The sequence below is a fragment of the Quyinboa mangrovi genome, assembly GCF_042219825.1.
Lineage (GTDB): Bacteria > Bacteroidota > Bacteroidia > Bacteroidales > UBA5342 > JBHJHP01.
Window position 1 is genome coordinate 682,840 of the sequence record NZ_JBHJHQ010000002.1, and the last position, 22,431, is coordinate 705,270.

19 protein-coding genes are annotated in these 22,431 nt (G+C 36.3%); 7 read left to right on the plus strand and 12 right to left on the minus strand.

What is annotated here, in order from left to right:
* Positions 1-97 precede the first annotated feature (97 nt).
* The 4 genes from ACE1ET_RS06100 to ACE1ET_RS06115 all read right to left on the minus strand — a co-directional run bounded on the left by ACE1ET_RS06100 (position 98) and on the right by ACE1ET_RS06115 (position 4,028).
* Entirely contained in the window at positions 98-1,153 is a 1,056-nt protein-coding gene (locus ACE1ET_RS06100; RefSeq protein ID WP_375727479.1) for a DUF4369 domain-containing protein, read from the minus strand.
* 279 nt (positions 1,154-1,432) lie between these two features.
* Positions 1,433-2,266, minus strand: a complete 834-nt coding sequence (locus ACE1ET_RS06105) for a response regulator transcription factor (RefSeq protein WP_375727480.1) — start codon at positions 2,264-2,266, stop codon at positions 1,433-1,435.
* 169 nt (positions 2,267-2,435) lie between these two features.
* Positions 2,436-2,933 carry a hypothetical protein gene (locus tag ACE1ET_RS06110; RefSeq protein WP_375727481.1) on the minus strand — a complete coding sequence of 166 codons (498 nt, stop codon included), beginning with the start codon at positions 2,931-2,933 and terminating at the stop codon, positions 2,436-2,438.
* Positions 2,934-3,158: 225 nt separating this feature from the next.
* On the minus strand, positions 3,159-4,028 hold the full coding sequence (locus ACE1ET_RS06115; RefSeq protein ID WP_375727482.1) for a hypothetical protein: 870 nt from the start codon (positions 4,026-4,028) through the stop codon (positions 3,159-3,161).
* Positions 4,029-4,363: 335 nt separating this feature from the next.
* Between ACE1ET_RS06115 and ACE1ET_RS06120 the strand changes: the two genes are divergently transcribed.
* On the plus strand, positions 4,364-6,175 hold the full coding sequence (locus tag ACE1ET_RS06120; protein WP_375727483.1) for a diflavin oxidoreductase: 1,812 nt from the start codon (positions 4,364-4,366) through the stop codon (positions 6,173-6,175).
* A 7-nt stretch (positions 6,176-6,182) separates the two neighbouring features.
* On the opposite strand, the gene ACE1ET_RS06125 is transcribed toward ACE1ET_RS06120, so the two are convergent.
* Positions 6,183-8,636, minus strand: a complete 2,454-nt coding sequence (locus tag ACE1ET_RS06125) for a DUF5686 and carboxypeptidase-like regulatory domain-containing protein (RefSeq protein ID WP_375727484.1) — start codon at positions 8,634-8,636, stop codon at positions 6,183-6,185.
* Between the two features lie 227 nt (positions 8,637-8,863).
* Between ACE1ET_RS06125 and ACE1ET_RS06130 the strand changes: the two genes are divergently transcribed.
* From ACE1ET_RS06130 to ACE1ET_RS06140, 3 genes are all read left to right on the plus strand, one after another.
* Positions 8,864-9,370 carry a ferritin gene (locus ACE1ET_RS06130; protein ID WP_375727485.1) on the plus strand — a complete coding sequence of 169 codons (507 nt, stop codon included), beginning with the start codon at positions 8,864-8,866 and terminating at the stop codon, positions 9,368-9,370.
* Between the two features lie 128 nt (positions 9,371-9,498).
* On the plus strand, positions 9,499-9,894 hold the full coding sequence (locus ACE1ET_RS06135; protein ID WP_375727486.1) for a hypothetical protein: 396 nt from the start codon (positions 9,499-9,501) through the stop codon (positions 9,892-9,894).
* Complete coding sequence (locus ACE1ET_RS06140) at positions 9,891-10,682, plus strand: PhzF family phenazine biosynthesis protein (protein ID WP_375727487.1); 792 nt, start codon at positions 9,891-9,893, stop codon at positions 10,680-10,682. The genes ACE1ET_RS06135 and ACE1ET_RS06140 overlap by 4 nt, the downstream gene beginning before the upstream one ends.
* Before the next feature lie 2 nt (positions 10,683-10,684).
* On the opposite strand, the gene ACE1ET_RS06145 is transcribed toward ACE1ET_RS06140, so the two are convergent.
* From ACE1ET_RS06145 to ACE1ET_RS06175, 7 genes are all read right to left on the minus strand, one after another.
* A complete protein-coding gene (locus ACE1ET_RS06145; RefSeq protein WP_375727488.1) occupies positions 10,685-12,007 on the minus strand; it encodes an ABC transporter permease in 1,323 nt (440 codons plus the stop codon).
* Positions 12,008-12,010: 3 nt separating this feature from the next.
* Positions 12,011-12,937 carry a PhoH family protein gene (locus ACE1ET_RS06150; protein WP_375727489.1) on the minus strand — a complete coding sequence of 309 codons (927 nt, stop codon included), beginning with the start codon at positions 12,935-12,937 and terminating at the stop codon, positions 12,011-12,013.
* 127 nt (positions 12,938-13,064) lie between these two features.
* The gene (gene asnB, locus ACE1ET_RS06155) at positions 13,065-14,735 is read right to left on the minus strand and encodes an asparagine synthase B (RefSeq protein WP_375727490.1); all 1,671 of its coding nucleotides are present in this window, start codon (positions 14,733-14,735) and stop codon (positions 13,065-13,067) included.
* A gap of 362 nt (positions 14,736-15,097) precedes the next feature.
* Entirely contained in the window at positions 15,098-15,982 is an 885-nt protein-coding gene (gene rfbD, locus ACE1ET_RS06160) for a dTDP-4-dehydrorhamnose reductase (protein ID WP_375727491.1), read from the minus strand.
* A gap of 11 nt (positions 15,983-15,993) precedes the next feature.
* Positions 15,994-16,542, minus strand: coding sequence for a dTDP-4-dehydrorhamnose 3,5-epimerase (rfbC, locus tag ACE1ET_RS06165; protein WP_375727492.1), 549 nt, complete (start codon positions 16,540-16,542; stop codon positions 15,994-15,996).
* Entirely contained in the window at positions 16,542-17,429 is an 888-nt protein-coding gene (gene rfbA, locus ACE1ET_RS06170; protein WP_375727493.1) for a glucose-1-phosphate thymidylyltransferase RfbA, read from the minus strand. Before rfbA ends, rfbC begins: the two co-directional genes overlap by 1 nt.
* Positions 17,430-17,562: 133 nt before the next feature.
* Positions 17,563-18,894 (minus strand): UDP-glucose dehydrogenase family protein, encoded by a 1,332-nt coding sequence (locus tag ACE1ET_RS06175; protein ID WP_375727494.1) that lies wholly within the window; start codon positions 18,892-18,894, stop codon positions 17,563-17,565.
* 144 nt (positions 18,895-19,038) lie between these two features.
* Between ACE1ET_RS06175 and ACE1ET_RS06180 the strand changes: the two genes are divergently transcribed.
* The 3 genes from ACE1ET_RS06180 (at position 19,039) to ACE1ET_RS06190 (ending at position 22,250) form a co-directional block, all read left to right on the plus strand.
* A complete protein-coding gene (locus ACE1ET_RS06180) occupies positions 19,039-20,943 on the plus strand; it encodes an AMP-dependent synthetase/ligase (protein ID WP_375727495.1) in 1,905 nt (634 codons plus the stop codon).
* Between the two features lie 192 nt (positions 20,944-21,135).
* Entirely contained in the window at positions 21,136-21,774 is a 639-nt protein-coding gene (locus ACE1ET_RS06185; RefSeq protein WP_375727496.1) for a hypothetical protein, read from the plus strand.
* Positions 21,775-21,911: 137 nt separating this feature from the next.
* Positions 21,912-22,250: a carboxypeptidase-like regulatory domain-containing protein gene (locus ACE1ET_RS06190; RefSeq protein ID WP_375727497.1), complete on the plus strand. Its 339-nt coding sequence runs from the start codon at positions 21,912-21,914 to the stop codon at positions 22,248-22,250.
* Positions 22,251-22,431: the final 181 nt, after the last annotated feature.

Sequence of the window (22,431 nt, forward strand, 5' to 3'; positions counted from 1 at the left end):
CAGGTAATTTTCCTGATGGAATGACTTATCATCTTTAAATGATTATGATAATAACCGCATGCACTATGCTATGACTGCGTGTTGAGCAGAGTTGTTTTTATTCGATTAATTTATCCAGAATCTGTTCAGTTTCTTTCATGCTGGGTCTGGGGGCATTGTTATATACCATTTCTCCTTTCTTGTTAATTATTACATACATAGGTGTAAAAGCAAAATCACTACCAACTTCATCATAGTAGACTTCCGTTAGTGTATTATTAAGATAATAATGTTGACCGGAAAGGTTGTATTTTTTTATATAGTCTTTCCACTCATTTTCATCTCTGGCGGTAACACACAGATATATAAATTCAACTTTACCTTCATATTTCTTTTGTAATTCATTCGATTTTGGGAATTCTTTTATGCAAGGGCCACAGCTTGTGCCCCAGGAATCTATGTATAAAACTTTACCGGGATTATTTTTTACCAAAGTTTGAACTATAGAATTATCGTTCAAATTTAATTCATTATACCTTGGATTAGAATTATTATTCACAAAAGGTGTTCTATCCTTTAGAGCAAGTTGGTTATCATAATCTTTTTTAATTTTTTTATAGACTGCCATTTCTTTTAAAGGAGATAATGCTTCTAACAATTCATTTTGTTTTTCAAGTGGTAAGTAATAGTATGTCCACAATAAAATATATGCAGATACAGGAGAGGTTGTATGGCCCATTATATAATCAATTTTGAAATTGTCAAAGGCTTTATCATCATTTAATCTTGATATCCTATAGCTTTCTTTAAGATAACCATTTAATTCATCATTATACATCTCACCTAAAACGGCATCCCCCATATTGATCCAATTCGCAGGATCTATTTTAATTTTTAACTGACCGGGTTCCAATATAAAAAAACAAATACCTTTTGATCTTTGCCAGTGATAACTTAGTGCATATATTTCCGGACGGTCAATTTTTCCTGAAAATTGAAAATTCCCTTCAATAATTCTAGCTGAATCCAGAATTAGTTCTTCAGAAAAAGCTTTTTGCAGGTATATCCACTCTTCGGATTGGTCATTTGTAAATGATCCTGAGATTGTATACTCATTTTTTGAATGACAACTCAAGAGAATTAACACGGTAAATACGAGAATAAAATTTTTCATTTTGGCGGTTATTTAAGTTAGTATAAATTCTACACAATGTTCCGGCTGTATGGTGTTGCCCTCATTTATCAGAACGCTGTAATATGCCGTTTTATTTTAAATCCATCAATCTGGAAAAACCTGTATATGGCCTTAGTTCCATAATTTCAAAGCTGATTATTCCGTTCTTTACCTCCGGTAATTTATCTAAAAGTTGCTTCGCGACATATTTGTCTTCACATTCAAGGATGAGAACAGCATTCTTGTTTTCAGTGAAATATACCAATGTGTCAACATACTTTATTTCTTCAAATCTATTACATCTTTTCTTGATTTAACATTCAGTTTGGAAAAAATACTACTTACATGTGATTTTACCGTGCTTAATCCTATATTACACTCATCCGATATTTGTTGGTTTGTTAATCCTGCCTGAAGTAACGTAAGAATCTTTCGTTCCTGGATGCTTAATTTCTTAATTTGGTTATTATTCTTTTTGTTTATAAGGGTGTAAATTATATAAGCACTTAACAATAAAAGAATTCCAAAAAGAACATCTATTCCTGTGCGATTTTTTGTAATTGGTAAATCGTTCCTAAATGTTTCAAAATAAGTAGAATGGTTGTTTTTCCACCTTTTCAGATATGATTTATAAAAAGATAAATTGTATGAGTAGTTTGATTCAAAATCGCTTTCATACATTGCATAAAGTGACACTAAAGGCTTCTTGCAGGTATCAGCTATAATTCTTAATTGCTCAGATGTAGCTTTTTCAATGAGTTCCTTTTTCGATATCGAATTCGTTAACACAATTTCATTATCTGATGAAGCTACAATTTCTGTTATCAGCTGGAACGCAGTATTGTTAGCATAGCCGCTAAATGTAACATCTTTGAATAAACCCTTTTTGTCATTATTTTTAATATAAATCTTAGCATCCCGGTTTGCCAGAAAAAATATTGAATTTTCGTCCTTTCCACCGATTATCAATGTGTTTGGGGGATATCCTTTTTTTACTAAATGGATGCGGAATAAATTGTCTTCTTTAGGTAAAAAGCCGATTTCAATATTAAAATGTCCATTACTGTCTAAGAGTGCTTCAGAGATTATCATTGTGTTGGATATGCTATTCATCTCACGGAAATTTGGTATGTAAGACAAATAAATAACCGGATTCCATGTGCTGTCAATTTGCAACTGACCTGAGATGGTGCCTTGGGAAGCATAGGAGTTGGCACACACGAAGATTTTAGAAAGGATTAAAAACAATATTGCCTTTTGTGGTAATCTCATCGAAGTAATATTATTTCGTTCGTATTTGATAGATCTTATAAGTGCCATTCGCATTATGCGGAGATACCTTAATTAACCATTTCCCGGGGATAGGATTTTCATATGAAACAAAAATATTACCTCTTACACTAATCCTTTTCGATTCATTATTAATCCCGGATATTTCTTTGGGTAAGTCTTCTGTTTTATAAATATTTTGTCCTTTCTCACTCCAGATTATGGAAACGTCATCCCGCTTTTTGCCGACAGGGTCATAAAATGCATAAGCGATAAAACCAGAGGAAACCTGAGCATTAATTTGTAATTTTAATTCAGTAGTTTTTTCGTCTATCAAAATTTCAATTTCGTACGGCTTAGTGTTTTTAGAGACTTTTATTAAACCTTCAGATTTAAGAAAGTCACCCGGAATAACGGAATCAACAACTACGACTTGTCCCATCGACACTTTTCCAAATAGCATAAAGGCTATGATTGAAAATAATACCAAATAAATTTTCTTCTGTTTCATGATGATAAGTTTTTAGTCCGAAATTAATTTACAGAACAAATTTAGAGTATCGCTTTTCAATGTCTAAGTAACTAAAGGACGAAAAAAGTACCTGTAAAGTATGAAAAAAGTCTGTTGGGGTCATGTATGTATGAATTCTGTTTTTATGTGGCAAGGTTCTACAATAAACTGTCGCTCTGATTTGTCGGTATGCACTATGACCATATGTCAGCTTATATAATTTTTTTATTCAATTTCTTCAATATTTATACCCATAAAGAAATAGTCTAATATAACTTCTTTTGTTTTTTTGCTGCAAACAACATAGTTCGAATAAAACTTATCAAAGTACCTGAAATTAACTACATAAACAACATCACCCAATTCCACAATATCATTAAATGCTTTTTGCATAATTAAACGTTGGGTTTTTAACTCTGCTAGGAGCAACTGTTGTTGTTCTGTATCACTGATTTCTGAAAATCTTTTTTCACCGGACATGAAATCTCCACAACTATTAGATAATTTGTTTTCGGAAATAATGTGTGAAAAGGTACTACTAGTTTTATTTTTTTGGGAGTTAGAAGTTATGATTGTATCAACCTTAGTATATTCATAATTGTACTTGTATATGTTGGAGGAATCTATATTAATCTCTGCCGACATCAGTTGATTAATTTGTTTAGTAAAATCGCTGGTGAAAATTCGTTTCGATTCAACCGACATACGCGTTGTATCTACAAAACTTTGTGAAAGATAACTGGGTTGAATATAAAATTCATGATGATTTTCAAATTGATTTGAAACACTTTTCTTAAATTTAGAACTTGTAATGAGTTGATCTCCTGAAAAATAATTGCGATAGTAATGAAGTACTATGGGGCTTGATATAGTCTCTACATATGAAAAACTCAGTAAAGCATAGTCATCGGCATTCGTTATATGATTCGGTTTCCAGTTTTCAAAAAGGTTTTTGAAATTTGTTTCATAATTAACAACAGAATCTCCAAATTCGTATATACAGTATTTTTGACCATATAAGTTTGCTGTAAACAGTAGAATTAGCAACAGCAGCGTATATTTAGAAAATCTGTTCTTTATATTCTTAAGTGTCATTATTCAGGCTCTTTAATATAAATTATATTACGTGTTTTTTTATGTATTTCAATTTGAAATAATTGAATGAGCCGATTACGTTTTTATGGTTGTTATCCAGGTGACTTTTCATTCGGTCATTAGTTCCTTTAAAAGTAGAGAATTAAATTATTAAAAGCAACAGGAAATGCACCAGGGCAACTCTGTTGACTGATGTTATGCGGTGGTGGAATGCCTGATTGTGTTTAAGAATGGGATGAAAGCGGATGCTGTGGTCGGAATATTATAAAATTATTTTGAATCATTTTAAACAAAGCGTCCTTTGTCCGGTTTAGTTGACATAATAATACTTTGGGATGAAGAAGACGTTTGGATTATTGAGTGAAGATGAACAGACGCTGCTGAATCAGCTTGTGGAAGGAATGACAAAGGAACAATTGTTATGGACAAGCGGTTACCTGGCAGGAAAAGGTGAAAACAATAATAAATCAGGAACAAAAGAAAGACCCGTTATGCCCAATATTCAGGTGCTGTATGGCACACACTCCGGTAACAGTGAAGTTATCTCGGAACAGCTGTTACAGCTTGCAAAGAACAATGGTTTGGATATGCAGATATCCATCATGGAAAAATATGAGTATAAAAATACGCCATTATTAAAAAATCTTATTGTTGTTGTCAGTACACATGGTGAAGGGGAACCACCTTCGAACGCCATGGGATTTCTGGATTACTTAAGAGACAAAAATACGCCTGAAATGCCGGAGCTGAATTATGCTGTGCTGGGATTGGGAGACTCAACCTATGCCAATTTCAGTCAGGCAGGAGTCGATTTTCATAAGGCCTTAAAGAAGCTAAAGGCAAAGCCAATTTTGCCAATCCGTAAATGCGATGCTGAATTCATGCCGGATGCAAAGAAATGGATGGATCAGATTATCAATCATTTTTCAGGGAATTCTGTTGCGCTGAAGCCGGAGAAAGTTAAAGCACCCGAAGGAGGACTTGTTTTAGGTGGAGTGGCCAGTGCTGGTTTTACAGTACCTTCATTTAAACGCGTTTATGACCGGAATAATCCGTTTTATGCAAAGATTCTGAAGAAGAAACTATTAAATGGTGATGGTTCAGGTAAAGAGGTCTATCATTTTGAACTCTCGATACGTGATTCCGGATTTACATATCAGCCTGGTGATACATTGAGCATTGTCGGGGACAATCCACCTTCGCTTGTAGAAGCTATTCTGGATAAATTCAGTTTCAGCAGGGATGAGGAGGTTGTGCTGGATAAACAGATGTTTACGCTTTATCATGCCTTGAGGAATTATCTTGAGATAACGGTTATCAATCCGGTGATACTGGATCGATATAACAAGTTTGCCGGTTCTGCAGAATTAACCGGTTTAATCAATGATCCGGTACCGCTGGCCGATTATTTATATGGTAGTGATGTGCTTGATTTGCTGACTGATTTTCCGGCAAAACTAAATGCTCAGGAACTCGTTTCTGTTTTGAGAAAACTTCCCCCGAGAAAGTATTCCATCGCATCCAGCTTTGATGCTCATCCCGGTGAAGCTCATATTACTGTTGCGGCGGTGCGGTTTGAAAAAAATGAACGGATTCGTGAAGGGGCAATATCAACCTTTGTTGTTGACAGGGTAAAAGAGGGTGACAGAATACCGGTTTTTGTTCAGAATAAAAAGAAATTCAAAATGCCCGAGGATAAGTCTACCCCAATTATTATGATAGGCCCGGGAACCGGCATTGCACCGTTCCGTGCGTTTGTTCAGCAGAGAAAGCATGACGGTGTAAAGAAGGGAACGTGGTTGTTTTTCGGGGATCAGCATGAAGAAACTGATTTTTTATACGGTGAAGAATGGAACACCCTAAAGGCTGAAGGCTATCTGCAAAAACTGGATCTTGCTTTTAGTCGCGACCAGGATGAAAAAATTTATGTGCAGCACCGTTTGCTTCAGAAATCAGACAAAGTCTGGACGTGGTTACAAAAAGGAGCCAGCATCTATGTGTGTGGTGATAAAAAGAAGATGGCAACTGATGTTCATCTTGCCTTGCTTGATATTGTAAGAAATGAAGGTAAGATGGATATCAACACTGCAAAACAATACTTAAACCAGCTAGTTACAGATAATAGATATCAAAAGGATGTGTATTAAATCCGGCTCAGAACCGAATATGCAATGAAACTCTGATACCCCAGTCCACAATATTTTCTGCATGATGGAGGTAATTCAGTCGCCAGATGGAGTCGATACGAATCAGCTGAAAAATATTTTCAATGCCAGCTGAAGCTTCCATGTAAGGCGCTTTGCCAATACCGGATAAGCCTTCGGGAAACAGTATCTGCCTGTGTTTTGTATCGCTTAATTCTCCATACAATATTTTAAACCCACCAACTTCACGTAACTTTAATGCTCTGAATAAGGGGATCTTATTTAAAAAGAATCCCTGGAAGTGATGCTCAATAAATAAACTGGCATATTTGTCACTTGCAAACTCGTAATAATTCATCAGATTAAATGCATAAAGGTCGTTTGTGAGTGTTTCGTTGCCCTCATGTAGTTTTAATAAAGGAAATGGAACACTTCCCAAAACCGTCCCGGCCTGCAAATAATAGAGAGTATATCCAATAGGATTGATGGGAAGCTTGTCAAATATATCAAGATGAATCCTTCCATAAATGTAATCAGTCTTGTTCAGCCTTACACTTCCGATTCCGGTATACACATTAAATACAGGACGTTTGCTTCCCAGACTGATCCGCTGAAAATCACCAGGAATAAATGTTTCACCAATTGCAATGTGTGTATTGATTCCAAATTCTTTATTGTATAATGCCTTTGCTTCGGTACTGTCCGGTTCGTAAAATGGAACATTTTGTCCTGGTCTGATATATTGCCATTTGAAGATGCCGGTGGTAGTCAGTCCTGTAAACCATTCATGCTGATATTGCACATCAAGCTGATCTGTGAGGGTTAGTTTATTGTTGGGATTCCTGCTGATTAAAGAAGATAAAAAGTTATCTTCCATAAATGCATTCTGACTTTTACCCAGGAGTTGGTTGTCGTGTTCAAAATGCATGCTTAAAACATTCATCGGCTGCTTATTAAAGTAGTAATATCCACCGAGGCTGTATTTCATGTGATTATCCTTAAATCCGTAAGCAATGTATCCGTCCAGCCGTAGCTTTTCGTTAAAATCTTTAGTGGTTCTACCTCCAAGTCTGATCCTGTTTCCTTCAATAGGATTGTAGCTGTACATATAAAAATATGGTCCCAGCTCGAATTTTCCGAAATCCTTGTAGCCAAACAAGATGGTTTCAACAATTTCTGTTATTGACTTGAATTTAGGTACATTTTGTAAAGAATCTACCATGTCGTAAATACCCTGTTCGCGGATATTTAACCGTTCGGGTCTGGCTTGAGCCCAGTACTCGGGTGGGTGATGCAGGGCATCCTTTTCAACTTTGGTTTGAAATGGACTTGCCATTAGATCGGGTGGAGGTTCTGCAAATTTGAAATCCTGATAAATTGAAGTTTTTCTCCCTATAATACCCACAGTACGGTTTTTATTATTGCCTTCCACGTTAAAGTCTGCCAGAATTTCTTCTTTTTCAGGGATGCAGGTTGTATCTTTTAAAACATACAATTTGCGAATCTCAAGTTTATTTAAGAAGTTGATGTTAGCTTTCGGTGAAATGCTCATATCAATTTTATAAACTGCAAAAATTGAATCAATTACCCACATGGACCCTTCAAATGCGGCTTCATGTGCCATGCGTGGTTTGAAATCTATTTTATATAGTTTCCGCCCCCCTGATTCTAGGCTGTCAACAAGGTAATAGCGATAAAAAAGGTTCCACTGATCATTAATTGGAGAGATAAGCCCAATGTTATCTACATTGATAAAGTTCTTATAAATGTTAAAATCCTGATAAAATTTTCCGGTAAACTGGGTAATCGTCTTGGTGCGTACTCCGGATAATCGATTCGCCAGAATAACTTCTTTCGATGTATTGTCCTTTTGTGAATGATAATATTCAGAGACTGACTCTGAAATAAATACCGGTAAATATGGCACACTGTCTTCAGGAAGTGTATCCAGATTTTCAAAAACAAATTCCATATCTTCCCAGAATTTTCTGTTTTTTTTCGGCTTTCCAAGGTTTTTCAGATCAACCTCAAGTTTATTGTACACCCTGCTTTCCCACGACGGAAAATTGTTTGGATCATTGTTCTGTTTGTTTTTAATGATATTTCTTAATATGGGGTGAGCCGGATTTTCACCGGGCAATACACTGACTTCATTTAATGAATATATATTTTCCTGTAAGGGGATATTTACGTGCTGTCCTGTATATGGGCGAATCGGAATTGTCCTGGTTATATAACCAACGGCAGAAATTGAAAGAGTATCCAGACTTTTATTAGATGTAATCCTGAAATTACCGTATTCATCTGATGTTGTCCCTTCCATTGACCCTTTCAACACAATATTTGCAAAGGGAACAGGTTCACGTTTAGTATCCACTATGGTACCTGAAATAACTGTTTGTGAACTCAGTGAAGTACTAAACAGCAGTAATATGATTAATATGTAATAAGTTGGCAATTTCATTTGCGGTTTCAAGATACAAATTATGGATTTTAAAACGACAGACAATTTATTAGTCTATTATATTTTGTGCGGATTTTAAGTATTTTTCAGGTTTTGTTATAAGTTGATAAATATATTAAAAATACTTAACCTGAAGACTTAAGAAAGGCGCTATATTGCTTCATCAGGCTTTTTTGACTATATTTGAGAATTGAAAAACACCACTTGTAATCTAAAAATAATCAGATATGTTAAAAGAAAAAGTTGAAAAAATTTTAGTTGAACAGATAGGAAAAGAAGCGTATTCTTCTAATTTGTATTTGGCAATGGCTTCCTGGGCCGAATGCAATGGCTACCCCGGAATAGCACAATGGATGTATGCTCAGTCAGATGAAGAGCGCGTTCATATGCTAAAGTTTGTTGGCTATCTTAATGAGAGAGGAGGGAAGGCTGTTATTCCTGCAATTGATGCACCTCCCGTAGATTTTAAGAATGTACGTGATTTATTTCAGCGTACAATGGAGCATGAGCAATATATTTCCGATGCTATAAATACTATAGTGGCAGTGTGTCATGAAGAAAGGGATTTTGCAACACACCAGTGGGTTCAGTGGTTTGTGAATGAGCAAATTGAAGAAGAGGCATCTGTATCAAATATCCTCGACAGGTTAAACCTTATCGGAGACAGTGGAAATCTTTATCTCTTTGATCGGGATATAATGGGAATGCGTAACTCAGGTGGTGCTGAAGCCTGAAAATGATATGATTTAAAAAAGGCCTTCAATTATTGAAGGCCTTTTGTATCTCCAGATATCTTTAAAAATTAGTAAATTGCTTAGGTGAAACAGAGTTAGCTTTAGGTCATATCCATAAATATCATATAATGAGGCAGGAAGATTTTATATTGCGAGAGATTCAGAAAATAGGAGAGTTACTGCTTGGTATAATCGGTAAGCTTCAAAAGAAACAGGATGTAGCTGAGATAAATAACGAACTGGAAGAACTGGAATCAATAACAGATCTTTCTATTGACAAAATATTACGAATGGAACCGGTTAAAATGATTCAGGTTCTTGAAAAGCTTGAGCAGTTTAATATTCATAATATGGAACTGTTTGCACGGACACTCTTTGAAATGCATACCTTATTCGATAGGAACAGAAGTAACATGATGCTCGAAAGAGCTTTGTTTATACTTGAATATCTTGAAGAGCGGGAAAAGACTTTCTCGATGACACGACAGGACTTGATGGCTTCAATTAAACAGGAATATGTATGAAAAAGTCTTATAAGGTTTTTCAGATTGATGCATTTACAAAAAATGTTTTTGGAGGAAATCCTGCATCCGTGTGTATTCTGGATGAATGGCTGCCTGATGAAAAGCTTCAGAAGATTGCAGCAGAACACAACCAGCCTGAAACGGCATTTCTTGTAGCTAACGATGAAGATTATGATATCAGGTGGTTCACGCCTACCTGCGAGGTAGATCTTTGTGGTCATGCCACACTGGCATCTGCTTATGTCCTGTTTAATGAACTGAATTTTAATGGAGAATTACTTCATTTTGAAACTCTGAACCGGGGTTCATTATATGTAAAGCGGCAAGGCAACTTATTCGAATTGGATTTTCCTGTGGATCATCTGGAGGAGACATTCATGCCGTATGGTTTGGTGGATGCATTTGGTTTTGAACCGATGAATATATTTAAAGGGAAAGATGATTATCTGGTTATTTTTGAATCGGAACAGCAGATTATAGATTTAAAACCTGATTTGGATGCGATTGCTTCTGTGGATGCAAGGGGTGTAATTTGTACGGCGCCCGGAACAGATGTTGATTTTGTGTCACGGTTTTTCGGACCTCAGTCCGGAATTGATGAAGATCCTGTTACCGGTTCAGCACACACTACGCTAACACCTTACTGGGCCGATAAACTGAATAAAGTAAAGCTTACAGCGAGACAACTATCTGCCAGAAAAGGTTATCTTGAGGTTGAACTAAGTAATTCACGGGTAAAAATTTCCGGTTCAGCCGTACTGTATATGAAAGGAGAAATAATATTGTAAGTTTATCCTTTATATCTCAGCCACTTAAATATTTCCTTGTAACTTACTTTCTTTCCATACATTAGAATGCCAGTCCGGTAAATCCGTGATGCCACCCATATCATGCCAATAAATGTAAGGATCAGTAATGAAACAGAAACCAGGAGTTGCCATGCGGGGACCTCAAACGGTATCCGCACCATCATTACTATCGGGGAGGTAAATGGTATTAAAGAGCACCAGAATGCCATCGGGCCGTGTGGATTGTTGATTGCACTAATGGCTACGTATAATGCAAATACCATTGGAATAGTTACCGGCAGCATAAATTGTTGTGTGTCGGTATCATTGTCAACGGCTGATCCGATGGCGGCAAATAAGGCCGCATAAAGCAGGTATCCGCCTATGAAATAAATAATAAAGAAAGACAGGATTTCATAAATGTTGAACGAATAGATCTTACTCATAAATCTGACCATGTCAGCTCCGGCGCCCTGTGGCATTTCCTGGGCCGCATTCAATAACTGCATTTGCGTATTGGCATCATGCGGCATGTCCGGTAAAATCAATACCTTGATAACTGAAATCAATACCCCTGATAAAATAACCCAGAGTAAAAACTGGGTCAGGGCAACCAATGCAAGTCCAATGACTTTCCCCATCATTAACTGAAATGGTTTCACTGACGAAACGATGACTTCGACAATTCGGTTGGTCTTTTCTTCGATCACTCCACGCATCACCTGCACGCCGTACATAAAAATAAACATGTAAATGATGAACGCTGAAATATAACCAATGGCCATAGCCAGCTCTGTGGACGATTCTCTGGCTTCACCACCCTTGCCCCATTTTATAGATGTAATATTAACACCTTTATTCAGGTCGGCGAGAATATTGTCAAGGTTAGCAATGTTATATTCCTTCTTCTTTTCTTCCCTGATATAATTTTTAAGGTCTTTGCTTATCATGCCTTGTATATCAAGGCTTACTTGTTTGTTAGAATATATAAAGACGGAATCAGGATATTTTTCCAGATCTGCGGTAATGTTTAAAATGGCATAATATCCCTTGCTGTTGAACTCTGATTCAAGCGTTTTAAAATTTTCAGAGGAGTACTGAAATTTTACATAATCCTGATTTTGTAAGACATTGTTGTATAATCCTGTTTCATCTGCAACGGCAATGACCTTCGTTGAATCGTCTTTCATGGTCTGTGACAATACCACAGGCACGAGAATTAAAGCGGCAAATAAAACGGGAGTTAAAAAGGTCATAATAATAAACGACTTTTTCTTTACTCTGGTCAGGTACTCTCTTTGGATGATCAGGGATGTTTTGCTCATAATTTATTCTTTTTCGTAAGCTTCTACTATTTTTTGTACCAGTCTGTGGCGTACAATATCTTTTGCATTAAAAGTTATACGTTTTATGCCTTCAATATCCTTGAGTATTTGCAATGCCTGAACCAAACCGCTATCCTGACGGGATGGCAAGTCAATCTGGGTCACATCTCCCGTAACGATAAACTTGGCATTGCGACCCATCCGTGTGAGAAACATTTTAAGCTGATTCCTGGTCGTGTTCTGTGCTTCGTCCAGTATGACAATGGCATCATTCAATGTGCGGCCCCTCATGTAAGCGAGCGGAGCAATCTGAATGGTTTCATTTTCGGTATATTCCTTAAGCCTGGCCGCAGGAATCATATCTTTTAGTGCATCATACAAAGGTTGTAAATACGGATCAATTTTTTCTTTCAGATCGCCAGGTAAAAAACCAAGTCTTTCTCCGGCTTCAACCGCAGGTCTCGAAAGAATAATTTTTCGAATCTCTTTGTTCTTAAGGGCTCTTACAGCAAGGGCAATAGCCGTATAAGTTTTACCGGATCCGGCTGGGCCGATAGCAAACAAAAGGTCGTTGTGATAAAATGCATCCACAAACTTTTTTTGATTTGGTGTTCTAGCTACAATAGGCCTTCCACTGGTGCTGTATAAAATAGCATCGGATGGGATACTTTCGTAAATTTTATTTTCTGTAATGATCTCCCTGATAATCTTTTCGGTAAGTTGATTATACTGAATTGTATATTTAATCAGGTCATTAATTTTTTCTTCAAATTCAGCAATCTGATCCTCGCTTCCATTTGCCTTAATGATACTTCCCCGTGCAATTATTCTTAATTTAGGATATAACGCTTTTATTATATCCAGATTTGCATTATTAGCGCCGTAAAATGATACAGGGTCTATATCTTCTAATACAATGATTCGTTCCATTAATTATTATTGATTCACAAATTTATAAAAATTAGGATACAATTCTGACTAAAAGCGTTGGGATGGAAATAAAATAAAAAAGCCACAACATCATTTGCTGTGGCTCAGTATATAAAATTATGATCTGCTATTTATAAGCATCTTTGTGTACGTTTTTCACGGCCCTTCCTGACGGATCTGTCATGTTTTTAAAGGACTCATCCCATGCAAGTGCCTCAGCAGTACTACATGCAACAGAAGGTACCGAAGGAACACATCTTGCTGCTGCATCTGATGGGAAATGTTCAGAAAATATTGTCCTGTAGTAATATTCTTCCTTGCTCATAGGAGGGTTGATAGGGAAACGATATTTTGAAGTTGCCATTTCCTCATCGGTAACTTTCTTGTTTACCAATTCCTTTAAACTGTCAATCCAGCTGTAACCAACACCATCAGAAAATTGTTCTTTCTGACGCCATGCAACGCTTGCCGGAAGATAATCTTCAAATGCTTTGCGAACAACCCATTTTTCCATTCTTTCAGGTGTTATCATCTTATCCTGTGGATTCAGGCGCATGGCAACGTCAAGAAATTCTTTGTCCAGGAACGGCACACGGCCTTCCACTCCCCAGGCAGCGAGTGCTTTATTTGCCCTTAGGCAATCGTAAAGGTGAAGCTTGTTTAATTTACGAATGGTTTCCTCGTGAAATTCTTTGGCATTGGGAGCTTTATGGAAGTAAAGGTAGCCACCGAACACTTCATCTGCACCTTCACCGGATAATACCATTTTAATCCCCATAGATTTAATAACCCTTGCCAGCAAATACATCGGCGTTGCCGCACGAATGGTTGTTACATCGTATGTTTCAAGATGATAAATTACATCTCTTAACGCATCAATACCTTCCTGAATAGTGAAGTGTATTTCATGATGAACCGTTCCAATATGATCTGCTACTTTTTGAGCAGCAGCAAGGTCAGGAGAACCTTCAAGTCCTACTGCAAAAGAATGGAGTCTTGGCCACCATGCTTCTTCTTTATCATCTGTATCTACTCTTGTTCCGCTGAATTTCTTGGCCAGAGCAGAAGTTACAGAAGAGTCCAGTCCTCCTGAGAGCAGTACCCCGTAAGGAACATCAGACATGAGTTGCTTGTGTACAGCTGTTTCCAGAGCATCTTTTAAATCTTCTATAGACGTAGAATTATCCTTTACGTTATCATATTCAAACCAATCTCTTGTATACCAACGCTGGAACTCAATACCATCTGGGCTGTACATTAAATGACCCGGAAGGAATACTTCAATATTATTACAGTAACCTTCGAGAGCTTTTAATTCAGAAGCAACATAAAAATTGCCAAACTTATCCCAGCCACGATACATTGGTATTACCCCAATTTGATCTCTTGCAGCCAGGTAAATGTCCTTCTCTGAATCGTACAGTGCAAAGGCAAAGATTCCACTTAAGTCTTCTATAAAATCTTTTCCTTTTTCCAGATATAACGGAATGATTACTTCACAGTCGCTATTGGTCTGAAAATCATATTTGCCTTCATACTGTTGTCTTATTTCCTTGTGGTTATATATTTCACCATTAACCGCAAGAATTATCTTTTTATCCGGAGAAAACAAAGGTTGTTTACCGGATTGAGGATCTACGATTGATAAGCGTTCGTGTGCCAGCAAAGCCTTATCCCCACAATAAATTCCAGACCAGTCAGGACCACGGTGACGAATTCTTTTTGACATTTCCAAAACCTGAGGTCTTAAACCGGTTGTTTCAATTTTTACATCAAACACTCCAACTATTCCACACATAATGAATATTCTTTATTCTAATTAATATCGTTTGTCATGCACTCCGCTGCAAATATAATCAAATAGTTTACAAAAAAAGCATTGGTCTTACATAAAAATATCATATATGGAAATATGATATCAAAAAGTGTATTTATAATGAATTTGTATAATAGGTCAATAATGTTTGTTCCCTGGTTAAGGAAGGGGTGTTTGTGATTAAATTAGATAAATATTGGATAACTATATGAGCAATTCGGGGGTGTTTTGAAATAAAAAGTTAAAAATTTACTTGTCCCCCCTCGTTTTTTAGTTTTTATGTTGTTGGGTTTGTCTAACTGGAAAAAGCTATTTTTTAAGAAAAAACTGACATTTTGTAAGCATTATTTTGTCAATTCTTTATAATGCTGGAGCGAATCTTTCCAGTTTGGAATCTTTATTGCATAATTTTTTTTGATCTTTGTTTTATTCATGACAGAATAAAAAGGTCTTGGTGCTTTCTGGGGATACATGTCTGATGTTATAGGTTCAATGCTGCATCCAATGTTCCAGAGTTTCATAATTTCAGTTGCAAAATCGTACCAACTGCAAACGCCTTCGTTGGAAAAGTGATATACACCCTTAATCCAGTTCTGTTTATCATTTTCTGTAGACGATAATATTGCTAATATAGCATCCGCCAGGTCGTAAGCATGTGTTGGTGTTCCAATCTGATCAAAAACAACGGATATTTTTTCGCGTTCGCTTCCCAGCTTTTGCATCACCTTTACAAAATTATGTCCAAACCTTGAATACAACCACGATGTTCTTATAATAATACTCTGAGGATTATACATTAAAACCTGAAGTTCTCCGTTAAGTTTGGTTTTGCCATATTCTGAATTTGGTTTTGTTTCGTCATTTTCTGTATAAGGTAAGTAGTTTTTCCCCTCAAAAACATAGTCAGTGGAAACATGAATTAGTTTGATATCATTTTTATTACAGGCTTTTGCAAGAAATCCAGGGGCGTCAGAGTTAAGCAATTTCGCCTTTTCTGGTTCATCTTCGGCTTTATCTACAGCCGTATAAGCAGCACAGTTTATTAAATAATTGAAAGGTCCTTGTTTTTTAATGTAATTATCAATGGCGTCAGGAGACGTTATATTAAGTTCTGCAACATCGGTAAATACAAATTTCCATTTTTTAAAATCAGATACTCTGCTTTTGAATTCAGAACCAAGCTGACCATTGGAACCTGTAACAAGAATCTTCATATTTGTTTTATTCATGATGAGAATGATTAAAAATTGAATTTAGCATGTGAAAAATCAGGTGCATCCTTATCTTTTGCACTCAAAATTGCACTGGCTTTGTCAATTTTCCAGTCAATATTTAACGTTGAATCAAACGGATTAATGCTTCTTTCACTTTGTGGATTATAGGCGTTATCACACTTATATGCAAAGGTTGCTTTTTCGCTAAGAACAGCAAATCCGTGTGCAAAACCTCTTGGTACAAGAAACATAAGTTTATTTTCTGAGGTTAACTCCACTGCGTGCCATTTCCCGAACGTAGGACTGTCCTTTCTGAGATCCACCGCTACATCAAGTACAGAGCCTGATAATACCCGAACGAGTTTTGCTTGAGAAAAAGGAGCCAGCTGATAGTGCAAACCTCTTACGACGCCATAAGAAGACTGAGATTCATTATCCTGAACAAAATCATTTGTTATACCTGCCGATTTAAATGTTTTTTTATTCCATGATTCAAAAAAATAACCTCTGTCATCTTTAAATATTCTTGGAGCAATAATCAACAGGTCTTTAATTAGAGTCTTTATAATTTCCATTATCTGGTCAGTTCATTCGTATAATTATTGGCAACATCCATCAAATACCTGCCATAATGATTCTTAATTAATGGTTTTGCCAGTTCTATCAGTTTTTCTTTGCTAATAAACCCTCTTTTATAGGCAATTTCTTCAATACATGAAACCATTAATCCTTGTCTGTTTTGTATTGTTGATATAAAATTGGAGGCCTGCAATAAACTGTCGTGTGTGCCAGTGTCCAGCCAGGTCATACCTCTGCCCATAAGCTCAACGCTCAGTCGTCCTTCATTAAGGTATAGTTTGTTTAAATCCGTGATCTCAAGTTCTCCTCTTTTCGAAGGTTTCAGATTCTTGGCTTTTTCAACCACATCATTACTATAGAAGTACAGCCCTGTAACAGCGTAATGCGATTTTGGTTTTTCCGGTTTTTCTTCAATACTTAATACATTGCCATTATCATCAAATTCAACGACGCCATAACGTTCAGGATCATGCACATAATAACCGAAAACCACTGCACCATCTTCCAGTTTTGCTGAATTCAGAAGCTTACCACTAAAATTGTAACCATAAAAAATATTGTCACCAAGTATAAGGCATACATTATCACTTCCAATAAATTCTTCACCAATAATAAATGCCTGCGCCAAACCGTCTGGTGAAGGTTGTTCAGCAAATTCAAGTGTTAGCCCATAATCCGAGCCATCACCAAAAAGGTTCTTGTAGAGTGGCAGATCCTGTGGTGTTGAAATAATCAGAATTTCTTTGATGCCGGCCAACATTAAAACCGATAAAGGATAGTATATCATGGGTTTATCGTAAACCGGGATAATCTGCTTTGATATGGATTTAGTAATTGGGTACAACCGGGTTCCTGAACCACCTGCAAGAATAATTCCTTTCATGATGTTCTTTTTTCTAATGTATTTTCTTTTCAAATATTAATTGCCTCGTTAAACTTATTATATCTAACGTATTGTTTGTATACTGGAAACGGTTTTTCCCAGGTATATTATAATATAAAATAAACTTTCAATATTATAAATGTTTCAACGGTTGACTTCCAATATTAAAATAGTCGAAACCGTGTTCGATTACTTCCTGTGGAGAATAGATGTTTCGTCCATCGAATAGTACTTTACCATTCATTAGTTTGCTTAAAACAGGATAGTTCAATACTCTGAATTCACTCCATTCTGTAACAAGAACCAATGCATCTGCATCCACTAAAACATCATATGATTCTTTGCCGTATGTGATTTTATCGCCGAATACTTTTTTTGTCTCCTCCATGGCTGCAGGATCATAAGCTGCAACTTCTGCTCCAAGTTTTAAGAGTTCATCAATAATCACGAAAGCCGGTGCTTCGCGCGTATCATCAGTATTCGGTTTGAACGCTAATCCCCAAATCGCAATTTTTTTCCCTTTAATAGTATCTTTAAAGTACGATTTTATCTTATCTACGATAACAAATTTCTGCCTGTTATTTACTGATTCGACAGCTTTAAGTACTTCAAGGGAATAATTGTATTCACTGGCTGTTTTAATCAGGGCCTTTACATCTTTAGGAAAACAGGATCCACCAAAGCCTACACCGGGATATATGAATTTATTTCCAATTCTTACATCAGCTGCAATACCTTTGCGCACCATGCTTACATCAGCACCAACAATTTCACATAAATTGGCAATATCATTCATAAAACTGATTTTAGTAGCCAACATTGCATTTGCAGCATATTTAGTCATTTCAGCAGATGGAATATCCATTGTAATAATTCGGTGCCCATTAAGCATAAAAGGATGATATACCCTATTTAAAACCTTAACAGCTTGTTCACTTTCCACACCTATAACAATTCTGTCAGGTCTTAGAAAATCCTCCACAGCATTTCCTTCCTTCAGGAATTCCGGATTTGATGCTACATCAAATTTTATATCAGCATTCCTCGCATCCAGTTCCTCTTGTACGGCAGCCTTTACTTTATGCGAGGTCCCAATAGGTACAGTACTTTTTGTAACAACAACAGCATACTTAGTAAGGTTTTGACCAATTTCTTTTGCAACCCCAATAACATAACTCAGGTCTGCACTTCCATCTTCCCCAGGTGGTGTTCCCACTGCGATGAAAATTGCATCCGCGTCTTTTATCCCTTCAGCCAGACTTGTTGAAAAATGGAGTCGGTCCTTTTCATAGTTGTTTTTGACTAACCTGTCCAATCCAGGTTCATAAATAGGTATGATCCCTTGCTTTAGGCGCTCAATTTTATTTTTATCGATATCGATACATGCAACCTGAATCCCTGTCTCTGATAAGCAAGTTCCCGTAACCAATCCCACGTAACCTGTTCCTATTACAGCTACTTTCATATTTTATTTAGATTAAAAATTTAAGTTCAGAGGCAAATTTAAAATTATTATGTTATATAACCTATTTTATTTAAAGGGGGAAAATCACGTATTTTATTTCTAATAAATGCTTATTTTTGATCGTTAACCAAATTTGATCTCATTATGAAGACAATCATTGAATTGTTTGAAACTTCTGTGGAAAAGTACTCTGGGAATCCATTCCTGCACGAAAATATGGGGAAAGGTTATGTTTCTCAGACATATAGCGAAATTCGTGATGATGTTTATGTTTTGGCAAACGGGCTTATTGCTTCCGGTTTTAAAAAGGGCGACAGGGCTTCTTTATTGTCAGAAGGCAGAAATTTATGGCTTGTTTCCGAACTGGCAGTTTTATATGCTGGCGGAATAAATGTGCCACTTTCGGTTAAGCTGGATGCGGAAAATGAGTTGTTTTTTAGGATAAAACATTCAGGGAGCAGGTTTATTTTAACCAGTAAACATCAGATTAATAAATTAAGGGAGATTAAAGATAAGTTAAAGGATATTGAACTAATTATAGTATTCGACAGTATTCCTTTGGAGGAAAAAGAGATTTATATAGGCGATGTTCTGGCTAAAGGGAAAAATTATTTTAAGAATCACGAGGGTGAATTTCTTAAACTCAGGGATTCAATAAAACCCGATGATGTGGCTAATATTTCATATACTTCAGGAACCACGGCGGATCCAAAGGGTATAATGCTTTCGCAACTGAATTATGCGGCCAATGTGGAACAGGCTTCTACATTGATGTCAATTCCCGAAACGCACAAAACCCTGGCTATACTTCCATGGGATCATGCATTTGCCCATACAGCCTGTTTATACGCTTTTATGTATTTCGGGGCCAGTATAGCTTCGGTTCAGACCGGTAAAACACAGATGGAAACGCTGAAAAATGTTTCTAAAAATATCAATGAAATTAAGCCTCATATTATGATGAGTGTGCCGGCACTGGCTAAAAATTTCAGAAAGAACATTGAATCCGGAATAAGGGCCAAAGGAAAGGTTGTTACAACTCTTTTTAATACAGGGCTTAATACAGCTTACAGGTATAATGGTCTTGGTTTTGACAAAGGGAAAGGGGCAAAAAAACTGTTGAAACCGTTGGTTGGGCTCTTTGATAAGATCGTTTTCTCCAAGGTACGTGAAGGCTTTGGCGGGAATCTGGAATTTTTTATAGGAGGAGGTGCTTTGCTGGATACAGAACTGCAACGATTTTTCTATGCACTCGGAATCCCTATGCTTCAGGGCTATGGCCTGAGTGAAGCTTCTCCAATTATTTCTGCAAATTCAATGTTTCGTCATAAACTGGGGTCATCGGGTTATCTCGTAAAAAATATGGAATTGAAAATTGTTGGTGACGAAGGAAATGAGCTTCCAAATTACAAAAAGGGGGAGATACTGGTAAAAGGCGATAATGTAATGTTAGGATATTGGAATAATCCTAAAGCGACGGAAGAAACGCTTAAAGACGGATGGTTGCATACCGGTGATTTGGGGTATATGGATGATGATGGTTTCTTGTATGTGTTTGGCAGATTTAAAAGTCTTTTGATTAGCAGCGATGGCGAAAAATATAGTCCGGAAGGAATTGAAGAGGCGATTGTTGATAATTCGCAATTTATTGAGCAGGCAATGCTGCATAATAATCAGGATCCATATACGGTAATGTTTTTAGTTCCAAATAAACAGGAACTGGTGGCACATTTAAAAGATAAATCAGTCGATCCTAAATCAAAGGAAGGGAAAGAAGAAGCACTAAAGGTTCTTCAAGGTGAAGTTGATAAATTCAAAGCCGGTGGCAGTATGCAAAACTTATTTCCTGCAAGATGGTTGCCTACTTCGGTAAGTGTTTTGTCAGAATCATTCAACGAGGAAAATAAACTGATGAACAGCACCATGAAGATCGTCAGGGCAAGAATTACGGAACATTTTGAGTCGGAATTGAAATATTTATATACGCCGGAAGCTAAAAATATTATTAACCAGGTTAATATGGCACACATGGACAAGTTGTTAAACTAAGATATTTATTCCGGTTTTCCGGGAAAGTTTATCTAAAACCAGTTTAAAAAGCTTGTAAATAGCTAATTGAAACATTTTTGTAATATTCCTGTAATATTCATGCAATACTTTTGAAAAAGCAACGAAACAACAATGAAACGAGATTCCGGTTAGCCGGATTAATTGGTGGTTGAAAATTTAAAAAAGATTGACATGAAAAAGTTTCAGTTAGTATTAGGATTATTAATAATCTTTTCAGCATACACATTTGCTCAAAAGGTTTCAGGTGTTGTGTATTTCGTTGATGAACCAGTTAAAAATGCAAAGGTTATAAATGCCAATGGAGATCAGGTGAAAACTGATATAAACGGGTATTTTGAAATAAATGCAACGCCGGATGCAGTTCTTAATATAGTATATAAAGGTGTAAAAAAAGCTGCCCAGCTTGATGGTGTTGACCTGTATTCTGATATTGTATTAGTTCCGTCGGAAAAGAAATTTAAGAAATTAATAGATAATTCACCATCTGTAAAAAGGTGTGAATTATATCTTGCTAATTACCCAGACAGTAAAAACAGTGAAGAAGTTAAAGCAACATTAGAAAAGGAACTTTTCATTGTAGCTTACGATAATGCAGTAAATGATTTTAATCTTCGGGGACTTAAATCATATCTGGAGACTTATCCAGAGGGGCAGTTTGCCGCAAAAGCAGAAAAGACTGTGGATATTGTTTCATGGCAAAAAGCAAAAAGTCAGGACACTGTGGAAGCTTATAATGCATATCTGGAACAATTTCCAAATGGTGAAGCTGTTTCTCTGGCTAAAAGCAGAATGGCTATGTTAGGTGAATAATTGGAATGAGAAGCGATATATGGAGCTGTCAGAATTGACAGCTCTTTTTTTGTCATTAAATTTTAACAACATTGAAATATTGGTGTTGACTGATTGTAATGATGATGGCATTAATTTGTAGCATCAAATTGTAATGCATGAAAACAACGGTTCTATTATTTTTTATACTTTTCTCAGTAACTGTTTTTGGTTCTAATAAACAGGAAAAATCTAAAATAAGTGGTGTGGTTTACGAAAATGTGAGAGGATATAAAATTCCTTTGTCACTGGCAAATATTCAGTGTAAGGGAACTACAATTGGAACATTTTCTGAAAAAACCGGTGATTTTGAGTTGGATTTACCCGAAGGGAAATATACTGTAACATTTTCTTTTGCAGGATATAAACCTGTTAAAAAGGAATTGAAAATTAAGAAGAATAAAAATTTATATCTTGAGATTACATTAGAAGATAATACAGGATTTGCTCAAAACTAAAGAGCTTTCTAAATAATTAATTTAAAGAGGTAATTTTCTTAATTACCTCTTTTTTATGGCAAAAAAAATGGGTTAGCAACTGCTAACCCATTTTTGTAATAACATTGTCTCGTCCTGAAATAGCGTTACACTAAAAAGTTAACGTTATGGAAGAATTAGAGAATCAGTACATTAAACGCAC

What these genes read in the sequence shown, in the direction of transcription:
- ACE1ET_RS06100 (WP_375727479.1), bottom strand. Translation starts at nt 1,153, where the DNA reads ATGAAAAATTTTATTCTCGTATTTACCGTGTTAATTCTCTTGAGTTGT.
- ACE1ET_RS06105 (WP_375727480.1), bottom strand. Translation starts at nt 2,266, where the DNA reads ATGAATAGCATATCCAACACAATGATAATCTCTGAAGCACTCTTAGAC.
- ACE1ET_RS06110 (WP_375727481.1), bottom strand. Translation starts at nt 2,933, where the DNA reads ATGAAACAGAAGAAAATTTATTTGGTATTATTTTCAATCATAGCCTTT.
- ACE1ET_RS06115 (WP_375727482.1), bottom strand. Translation starts at nt 4,028, where the DNA reads ATGACACTTAAGAATATAAAGAACAGATTTTCTAAATATACGCTGCTG.
- ACE1ET_RS06120 (WP_375727483.1), top strand. Translation starts at nt 4,364, where the DNA reads ATGAAGAAGACGTTTGGATTATTGAGTGAAGATGAACAGACGCTGCTG.
- ACE1ET_RS06125 (WP_375727484.1), bottom strand. Translation starts at nt 8,636, where the DNA reads ATGAAATTGCCAACTTATTACATATTAATCATATTACTGCTGTTTAGT.
- ACE1ET_RS06130 (WP_375727485.1), top strand. Translation starts at nt 8,864, where the DNA reads ATGTTAAAAGAAAAAGTTGAAAAAATTTTAGTTGAACAGATAGGAAAA.
- ACE1ET_RS06135 (WP_375727486.1), top strand. Translation starts at nt 9,499, where the DNA reads ATGAGGCAGGAAGATTTTATATTGCGAGAGATTCAGAAAATAGGAGAG.
- ACE1ET_RS06140 (WP_375727487.1), top strand. Translation starts at nt 9,891, where the DNA reads ATGAAAAAGTCTTATAAGGTTTTTCAGATTGATGCATTTACAAAAAAT.
- ACE1ET_RS06145 (WP_375727488.1), bottom strand. Translation starts at nt 12,007, where the DNA reads ATGAGCAAAACATCCCTGATCATCCAAAGAGAGTACCTGACCAGAGTA.
- ACE1ET_RS06150 (WP_375727489.1), bottom strand. Translation starts at nt 12,937, where the DNA reads ATGGAACGAATCATTGTATTAGAAGATATAGACCCTGTATCATTTTAC.
- asnB (WP_375727490.1), bottom strand. Translation starts at nt 14,735, where the DNA reads ATGTGTGGAATAGTTGGAGTGTTTGATGTAAAAATTGAAACAACCGGT.
- rfbD (WP_375727491.1), bottom strand. Translation starts at nt 15,982, where the DNA reads ATGAATAAAACAAATATGAAGATTCTTGTTACAGGTTCCAATGGTCAG.
- rfbC (WP_375727492.1), bottom strand. Translation starts at nt 16,542, where the DNA reads ATGGAAATTATAAAGACTCTAATTAAAGACCTGTTGATTATTGCTCCA.
- rfbA (WP_375727493.1), bottom strand. Translation starts at nt 17,429, where the DNA reads ATGAAAGGAATTATTCTTGCAGGTGGTTCAGGAACCCGGTTGTACCCA.
- ACE1ET_RS06175 (WP_375727494.1), bottom strand. Translation starts at nt 18,894, where the DNA reads ATGAAAGTAGCTGTAATAGGAACAGGTTACGTGGGATTGGTTACGGGA.
- ACE1ET_RS06180 (WP_375727495.1), top strand. Translation starts at nt 19,039, where the DNA reads ATGAAGACAATCATTGAATTGTTTGAAACTTCTGTGGAAAAGTACTCT.
- ACE1ET_RS06185 (WP_375727496.1), top strand. Translation starts at nt 21,136, where the DNA reads ATGAAAAAGTTTCAGTTAGTATTAGGATTATTAATAATCTTTTCAGCA.
- ACE1ET_RS06190 (WP_375727497.1), top strand. Translation starts at nt 21,912, where the DNA reads ATGAAAACAACGGTTCTATTATTTTTTATACTTTTCTCAGTAACTGTT.